We start from the raw sequence: 7205 nt of genomic DNA on the forward strand, positions 1-7205 counted from the left end.
ATCTATGCTAATGACTAATCCTGCACGATCGCTTCAGCTTCGATTTCTACCAGAATATCGGGGGAAATCAGACGGCTGACTTCTACCATCGCAGTCGTCGGGCGGATTTCACTGAAAAATTCGCCGTGAGCTTTGCCGATGAGTTCCCACTCTTCGATATTGGTGCAGTAGATGCGGGTGCGAACGACATCTGAGAGGCTGGCTCCAGCTTGTTGGAGGGCGGATTCGATATTGAGGATAATTTGTTTGGTTTGGGCGTAGACATCGCCGATACCGACGAGTTCGCCTGCGGCGTTGGAGGCGGTGGTACCGGAGACGTGGATGGTGTTACCGATTTTGACGGCGCGGGAATAACCGATGATGGGTTCCCATTTGGAGCCTGTGGAGATGTTTTGACGTTCTGACACTGTTCTTTCCTAATATTTAGCTTAGTTATTATCCCTGAAATTGACTCATCAGCCATTGCCCGACTTGAGCTTGGTCTGATTCTTTGCTACGATTTAATGCTTCGGTAATAGTCTCGATCGATAGTGCTGGCAATACCAAGGAAGTATCGATTCTGCGGCTACCTCGATCGATTATTTCAAACGCATAAATCAGAGTGTTTTGGACATCTACGATCCAATATTCAGAAACTCCCATTTCTTCATACAGGAAACGTTTTGCACCAAGATCGTCATTAATAGTAGTGTTGGAAATCTCTATAACTAGGTTGGGAATAGCTTGTTCGTCTAAATTAACAACCGACTTACCTTTTGGTACTAAATTAGCTCGATCGCCAATATAGAAGGAAATATCTGGTTGACATTCTCTAACTTCAGTTTTGCGATAGCTACATCCGATTAAGCCTTGGATTGGAATTCCTTTGACCATACAGAATAGTGTGACGGCTAAATAAATAAGTCCATTATCACTAGCATGGTCGGCACCTATTGGCATATCTTCAATCCTCATGTAGCCGTTATAGTAATATCCTTGATGTTGTTCATGCTTGGGAGATTCGATCGTACTTACATACGTATCCCACTCAGCTTTTATCCAAGTGTTAGTTGTCAGTTTTTCCTGTAATTGAATCATATCAATCGATTCCTTCAGTAGTGTAGTATCTTAAAGCAATATTAATTAGTTTCAAATTTATAGAGATTGAGATCGATCGCTATCATCGACAGCAAACTCAATATCCTCGTATACTTGCTCGATCGAGAAAGTAAGATTGACACTTTTTAGATCGATCGAGTCACCTGCTTCATAATTAAGAATATACCAATTTCCAGAATCATCTTTGCGATAGAGGTCGATCGCCATCTTATTTGAATCGACTAGAATATAATCTCTCAAGTTAGGATTGCGACGATACATTCTGAATTTATTGCCTCTGTCGTAAGCTTCGGTACTTGGCGACAGTACTTCAACAATTGTGCAATTGCTGTTCTTCCCACGCAAAGTATTCTTCGGGAGTGAATCTAGGAATATTATCTTTTAAGGCAACCATAATTTTAAACCTCTGTTGTTTAGCTAAAGATCGATCGCAGATCCAGCACAAATCCTGACAATACATCCTCACCGCTGAGGTTAGTTGGAGATTCTAGAATCTCTACATCCCGTCCAATTCGATAAATTTCTACTTGTTGCTGTTGGGGATTAATTAGCCAACCTAACCGCACACCATTATCGCGGTACTCTAGCATTTTGGCTTGGAGTTTCGATAGACTGTCACTCTGGGACGATCGCAATTCAATGACAAAATCGGGTACGACTTCTGGGAAAGTCACACCAGGCGGGAGCGCATCGACTTTGGACTGCTGGAGCCACATTACATCAGCAGATTTGAGCGAGCCATTAGGTAGCGTGAAGCCGCCAGAAGAGTCGTATACTCTGCCCAGTCTAGTTTGGCGGTTCCAGATGGCAACATCAGTTGCTAGATCTAGATTTTTGCCAGAACTATCTAACGAAACTGGTGGCATGACGATTAGTTCTCCTGTAGCTGTTAGCTCTAGTCTGAGTTCTGGGTTGTCGTGGCACAAAGCATCGAACTGTTCGCGAGTAACGTGGAGAGTTACGCTCTGAGTATTCAGCAATGGTGTGTGAGTGTCTAGTAATTGCATAATGACTGTATTTTTTAGCTCCATCTATCAGACACAAGAGGAGAGTATTTGTCAATGAATTCCGTACAGGCTTCTTCGTTAAGAAATGCTGCACCCCAGCCAGGAGTGCATATGACACGATCGCTCACATAGCACGTATAGGATGATGGAAACTCTCTATTCATCGGACAAATAAATGAATCGTCTAATTCTAGCTTTCGCTCGCGATAGGGGTCGAAGGTTATTCCATTAACATTATTCGCAAATAAATCACTTGATATATCTCTAACAGAGATAATATGACCGAGCATATGCCATAAGAAATCACTGAACCTTTCACAGAGAAGGACGTAGCTTCCATCGATTATTTCAGACGATTTAAATCCGTAGTCTTCTGCTAAATCTAAACAAGACTCAAAATATACTGGTGGATCGGCTTTTAGCTCATCTTCTGCCAATACAAAGCATGTGAACACCTCTTGATTCTCTACAAATATGCGGAAATGACCTGGATCTAAGCGAGAGTATTCTAATGGCACAATGCCATCTTGAGAAGGTTCCTCCTGCGAGATAGGATGCTTGTCTATTGCAGTCATAATGCCAATCATTGAGTAATCACTTGGCTTAATCGGCTCTGCAAACCATTTGCTAAAAAAATCAATTGGATGAATTTGCAGTGGATTCATAAATATTAAATTAAATTCCTAAACTATTTATGCTCTAGTTGTAGGGTGGGCAAACTTTAAAACAGCGATCGCCTATCGAAGCTAATTCCCTTGCACACCAATTCTATCAATTGCGGTAGATAACTCGATCGATTGTTGGTGCTTCGTCCCTACTCGACCGCGAATGAATTGCGGGCTAATGTAATAAAGTCCACTTAAGTGGACTAAAGAATAGTGAAATCGCCATTTCCTCTTTCAGTCTACTTCAGTAGACTTTATCCGGTTAGCCCGCGATTTATCTGCGGGCGGATGAAACTAAGCACTAAAACATTTACCCTGGCGTGGTGCGTTACGCTGGCGCGGTAAAACACCCTACCGAATCGATTAAGCCATTAATTCTCGCACGTCGGTTACTTTACCTGTCACCGCTGCCGCAATTACCATCACTGGCGACATCAATAATGTCCGCCCCGATGAAGAACCTTGACGACCTTTGAAGTTACGATTGGAAGATGAGGCACTCAGTTGTCGTCCGACTAATTTGTCGGGATTCATCGCCAAGCACATCGAGCACCCAGCTTCGCGCCATTCAAAGCCTGCGTTTTTAAAAACCACGTCTAACCCTTCGGCTTCGGCTTGTTTTTTCACCCGCTCGGAGCCAGGGACGATGAAGGCTTTGACTCCGGTGGCTACTTGTTTCCCTGCGGCGAATTTGGCGGCTTCGCGTAAGTCGGTGATGCGTCCGTTGGTGCAGCTCCCGACGAAGCAAACATCGACTTTGGTGCCGATAATTGGTGCGCCTGGAGCGAGATCCATGTACTGGTAGGCTTCTTCGGCGATCGCTCTCTCATCCACAGGCATCTGTGCTACTGTCGGGATGGGTTCGTCTACACCGATTCCCTGCGCGGGGGTGATGCCCCAGGTGACTGTGGGGGCGATGTTGGCAGCATCGAAGACGACGACATCATCGTATTCGGCATCTTTATCGCTGTGGAGGCTTTCCCACCAAGCGATCGCTTTTTCCCAATCCGCACCTTTGGGGGCAAAATCGCGATCTTTGAGATAATCATAGGTGACTCGATCGGGATTGATATAGCCGCAGCGCGCACCACCTTCGATCGCCATGTTACAGACGGTCATTCGGGCTTCCATATCCATCTGCTCGAAAGTGGTGCCAGCGAACTCGTAAGCATAACCTACGCCGCCTTGGACGCCGAGTTTGCGAATGATGTGGAGGATGACATCTTTGGCATATACCCCTGGTTGGAGGGTGCCGTTGACTTCGATTTTGCGGACTTTTAATTTGCCTAAAGCCAGGGTTTGGGAGGCTAAAACGTCGCGCACCTGAGAGGTGCCAATTCCGAACGCGATCGCGCCAAATGCGCCGTGGGTAGAGGTGTGACTGTCACCGCAAGCAATGGTCATTCCTGGCTGTGTCAGCCCTTGCTCTGGGGCAATTACGTGGACGATGCCTTGGCTGCCAGAACCGACGTTGTAGAATCTAATGCCGTGCTCTTTGGTGTTATTTTCGAGATGTTGCATCATCTCTTCGGCGAGGCTATCGGCGAGGGGGCGCGATTGGTCTTCGGTAGGTACGATATGATCGACGGTGGCGACGGTACGTTCGGGATAGGGTACTTTCAATCCTCGATCGCGCATCATGGCAAAGGCTTGGGGGCTGGTGACTTCATGGATTAGGTGCAAGCCGATGAATAGTTGGGTTTGTCCCGACGGTAAGATGGCGACGGTGTGTGCGTCCCAGACTCGATCGAATAATGTATTTTTGCTCATGGTTTGAATTAGGGGATAGGGGATAGCTTAATTATCTTATCGCTGATAAACGAGCCGAAATCGACGTGGCGAACCCGATTCTAATGTATCGATAAAATCTTCAAACGATACTAGATCTAAACCATCATTTGTAAATCGATTTAGTTCGGCTTGAGTTAGTGCAAATGGGGGATTTTCGCCAGCCAGATCTTCGAGATTACGCCCGCGACAGACGACTAATAATTTGCCGTTAGGAGCGACGAAATTACTAATGCACTCGATCGCATTGGGGCGAATATTTGCAGGTAAAGCTTGAATCGTATAAATTTCAATCACGAGATCGAAACTTAATTTCCATTCGGCTGGGGCGGTAAATAAATCGGCGACTTGATAATTTACCTGCGAGTCTGGAAATCTTTGGTGACACCAATCGATCGCAGTTTGAGATAGATCGAATGCCGTTACTTTAGCACCGAGTTTAGCTAGATATTCAGCATCGTCGCCCAACCCACAACCGACAACTAATACCTGTCGATCTTGCACGACTACGTTAGATTTTTCGATCCAGTCTGATAACCAATAATTCAGCCCGCGATCTGCCCACGGAATTGCATCGGCATTCCCGTTTGCTTCAGCATATAGAGCTTCAAACCAGCCAGTATAATCTCCCTGCTGATAAGAGGCTTGTACTAATTCGCGAATTCGCGAGCGAGAGTTAGTCATAAGTTTTATTTCCTAATCGTAATTTAAACTAACCGCGAATGAAAAAGTAAGTAGTCATACTTATAGCGACGATCGATACAAACCGTCGAATAATTATTGATGGAATCTGGCGGGCAAAATTGGCGATAACATAACCACCAAGAGCACCACCAACAGCCATCAGAATTGCTTGCTGCCAAGCGATGATACCTGCGAATAAGAAAGGCACGATCGCGATGCCATTGATACAGGTTGCTAAAAATGACTTTAACGCATTCATCGCATGAATATTTTTAATATTGAAAAAAGTTAAAGTTGCCAACATTAAAATTCCAATTCCCGCGCCAAAGAAGCCACCATAAATTGAGATTATCAGTTGTGCGGTAACTAAATAAATTAGTTGCAGTGGCTGGGATGAATTCTCTCGACTGAAGGATTGCAGCCATTTTTTGAAAGGTTCACCGAAGATGAATACAATAGTTGCCAGTAATAATAAATAGGGAATCAGCTTTTTAAAAACATCGGCAGATGTATATAGTAAGGCGATCGAGCCGAGCAATCCACCCGCGAGACTAACGATACTTAAAATTAGCATCGATCGCCGCTCGACATCCAGATCGCGGCGGTATGCGCCCGCACTTGCCAAACCAGCCACCCAGAGGGCAGTATTATTGGTAGCATTAGCCGCGATCGGCGATATGCCAGTAAAGATTAGCGTTGGAAAGCTAATGAAACTGCCGCCACCAGCCACTGCATTCAATCCGCCAGCGATAAAAGCAGTCGCAAATAACAACAAACCATTGAGATATGTAAGTGGCGGTGCGATCGGCATTATATTAGCCTTTAATTAAACGCCTCCGAATAAATTCGGGGCTAGTGTTGCAAAGTCCGCCTTCGCGGACTGATATATTAATTTAGTCCGCGAAGGCGGACTTTGCATCATGAGCGACGGTTTCCAACCGCTGAGGTTATCGATAACTACCTAGATTACTCGATCGTCAATTAATTCGGTTTAATCCCAATTAATAGAGCCAATTCTAACCACTTCCAATAACAATCTACATCATCAAATCCAATCTCACGCAGATATCCAAGTTGGGTTTCGACATCGAGTAATTTATTAGATGGGTCTTCATTTTCGGGTGTATAACCAATCTTGGTTAGGAACTGAATATGAATATTTTGATTGGGTGAGGCAACGTGTTCGAGATTGGCAAATACGCCGCCAGGGGTTAATAAATTAAATATTTCCTCGTATAGCGAACGCTTGCGATCGTGAGTGACGTGATGAATGGCAAAACTCGAAACGATCGCATCAAATTGACCGAGATCTGGTAATCGATCGTCTAAATTATGACTGATAATTTCGATCGATCTATCTTCTTGAAATCTCGCTCTGGCTTTTTCTAGCATCACTGGCGAAAAGTCTATAGCTAGTCCCGTCGCCTGAGATCGATCGATTTTGAGCAATGCCATCAGTCTCCCGTCGCCAGTACCCAAATCGAGAATTCTCTGGGCAGTTTTTGGGATATAGTCCAGTAAGACAGCTTCACCCTCGGTTCGATGGGGAATACTATCTGCTTTGGCTAGATAGCCGATGGCATGTTCGGTAGTAGACCATAGATTTACCATGATATTGCGCGTAGGCTGCGGTAATGGTTGCTGTGGGGTTGTATCAATACTATAGACAAGGTGTTTGTGCTTGTCCAATATATATTAAGGATATTATTAATACTTTAAAAGTATTAATCTCAAACAAAGCTTGTCGAAACAATAATCCCCGTCTAACTCCGCTATTTATCGATCGAATAATATGCTCAGAGAAATAGATCGCAATTTGTGGGTTGTCGAACAACCATTCAAGTATTTTGGCTTGGAAGTAGGTACGAGAATGACGCTCGTGCGATTGAACGATGGCAATTTAGTGGCAATATCACCAATTAAGCTCGATTCAGAAACAGTCGATCGAATCGATCGATTAGGT

Annotated in this window: 9 protein-coding genes; all 9 read right to left on the reverse strand. The window is 44.6% G+C overall.

All coding sequences use genetic code 11. The annotated features are described in order from the left end of the window. Window positions 1-14: 14 nt before the first annotated feature. The 9 genes from C7B77_RS19585 to C7B77_RS19625 all read right to left on the reverse strand — a co-directional run bounded on the left by C7B77_RS19585 (window position 15) and on the right by C7B77_RS19625 (window position 6853). On the reverse strand, window positions 15-407 hold the full coding sequence (locus tag C7B77_RS19585) for a RidA family protein (RefSeq protein WP_106308659.1): 393 nt from the start codon (window positions 405-407) through the stop codon (window positions 15-17). A 28-nt stretch (window positions 408-435) separates the two neighbouring features. After that, window positions 436-1077 (reverse strand): Uma2 family endonuclease, encoded by a 642-nt coding sequence (locus tag C7B77_RS19590; protein ID WP_106308662.1) that lies wholly within the window; start codon window positions 1075-1077, stop codon window positions 436-438. A 57-nt stretch (window positions 1078-1134) separates the two neighbouring features. After that, window positions 1135-1443 (reverse strand): Uma2 family endonuclease, encoded by a 309-nt coding sequence (locus C7B77_RS19595; protein WP_245894277.1) that lies wholly within the window; start codon window positions 1441-1443, stop codon window positions 1135-1137. Window positions 1444-1511: 68 nt separating this feature from the next. After that, complete coding sequence (locus C7B77_RS19600) at window positions 1512-2105, reverse strand: Uma2 family endonuclease (RefSeq protein WP_106308683.1); 594 nt, start codon at window positions 2103-2105, stop codon at window positions 1512-1514. Between the two features lie 14 nt (window positions 2106-2119). Continuing rightward, the gene (locus tag C7B77_RS19605; RefSeq protein ID WP_106308668.1) at window positions 2120-2770 is read right to left on the reverse strand and encodes a hypothetical protein; all 651 of its coding nucleotides are present in this window, start codon (window positions 2768-2770) and stop codon (window positions 2120-2122) included. Window positions 2771-3133: 363 nt separating this feature from the next. After that, a complete protein-coding gene (gene leuC, locus C7B77_RS19610) occupies window positions 3134-4540 on the reverse strand; it encodes a 3-isopropylmalate dehydratase large subunit (RefSeq protein WP_106308671.1) in 1407 nt (468 codons plus the stop codon). A 36-nt stretch (window positions 4541-4576) separates the two neighbouring features. Continuing rightward, window positions 4577-5242, reverse strand: coding sequence for a class I SAM-dependent methyltransferase (locus C7B77_RS19615; protein ID WP_106308674.1), 666 nt, complete (start codon window positions 5240-5242; stop codon window positions 4577-4579). 28 nt (window positions 5243-5270) lie between these two features. Next, window positions 5271-6053 carry a sulfite exporter TauE/SafE family protein gene (locus tag C7B77_RS19620; protein ID WP_106308677.1) on the reverse strand — a complete coding sequence of 261 codons (783 nt, stop codon included), beginning with the start codon at window positions 6051-6053 and terminating at the stop codon, window positions 5271-5273. 170 nt (window positions 6054-6223) lie between these two features. Continuing rightward, on the reverse strand, window positions 6224-6853 hold the full coding sequence (locus C7B77_RS19625; protein ID WP_106308680.1) for a class I SAM-dependent methyltransferase: 630 nt from the start codon (window positions 6851-6853) through the stop codon (window positions 6224-6226). Window positions 6854-7205: the final 352 nt, after the last annotated feature.

Source organism: Chamaesiphon polymorphus CCALA 037, assembly GCF_003003845.1.
Classification (GTDB): domain Bacteria; phylum Cyanobacteriota; class Cyanobacteriia; order Cyanobacteriales; family Chamaesiphonaceae; genus Chamaesiphon; species Chamaesiphon polymorphus.

Coding starts and splice junctions, on each gene's coding strand:
- leuC (WP_106308671.1), bottom strand. CDS start 4,540: ATGAGCAAAAATACATTATTCGATCGAGTCTGGGACGCACACACCGTC.
- C7B77_RS19615 (WP_106308674.1), bottom strand. CDS start 5,242: ATGACTAACTCTCGCTCGCGAATTCGCGAATTAGTACAAGCCTCTTAT.
- C7B77_RS19625 (WP_106308680.1), bottom strand. CDS start 6,853: ATGGTAAATCTATGGTCTACTACCGAACATGCCATCGGCTATCTAGCC.
- C7B77_RS19620 (WP_106308677.1), bottom strand. CDS start 6,053: ATGCCGATCGCACCGCCACTTACATATCTCAATGGTTTGTTGTTATTT.
- C7B77_RS19605 (WP_106308668.1), bottom strand. CDS start 2,770: ATGAATCCACTGCAAATTCATCCAATTGATTTTTTTAGCAAATGGTTT.
- C7B77_RS19590 (WP_106308662.1), bottom strand. CDS start 1,077: ATGATTCAATTACAGGAAAAACTGACAACTAACACTTGGATAAAAGCT.
- C7B77_RS19600 (WP_106308683.1), bottom strand. CDS start 2,105: ATGCAATTACTAGACACTCACACACCATTGCTGAATACTCAGAGCGTA.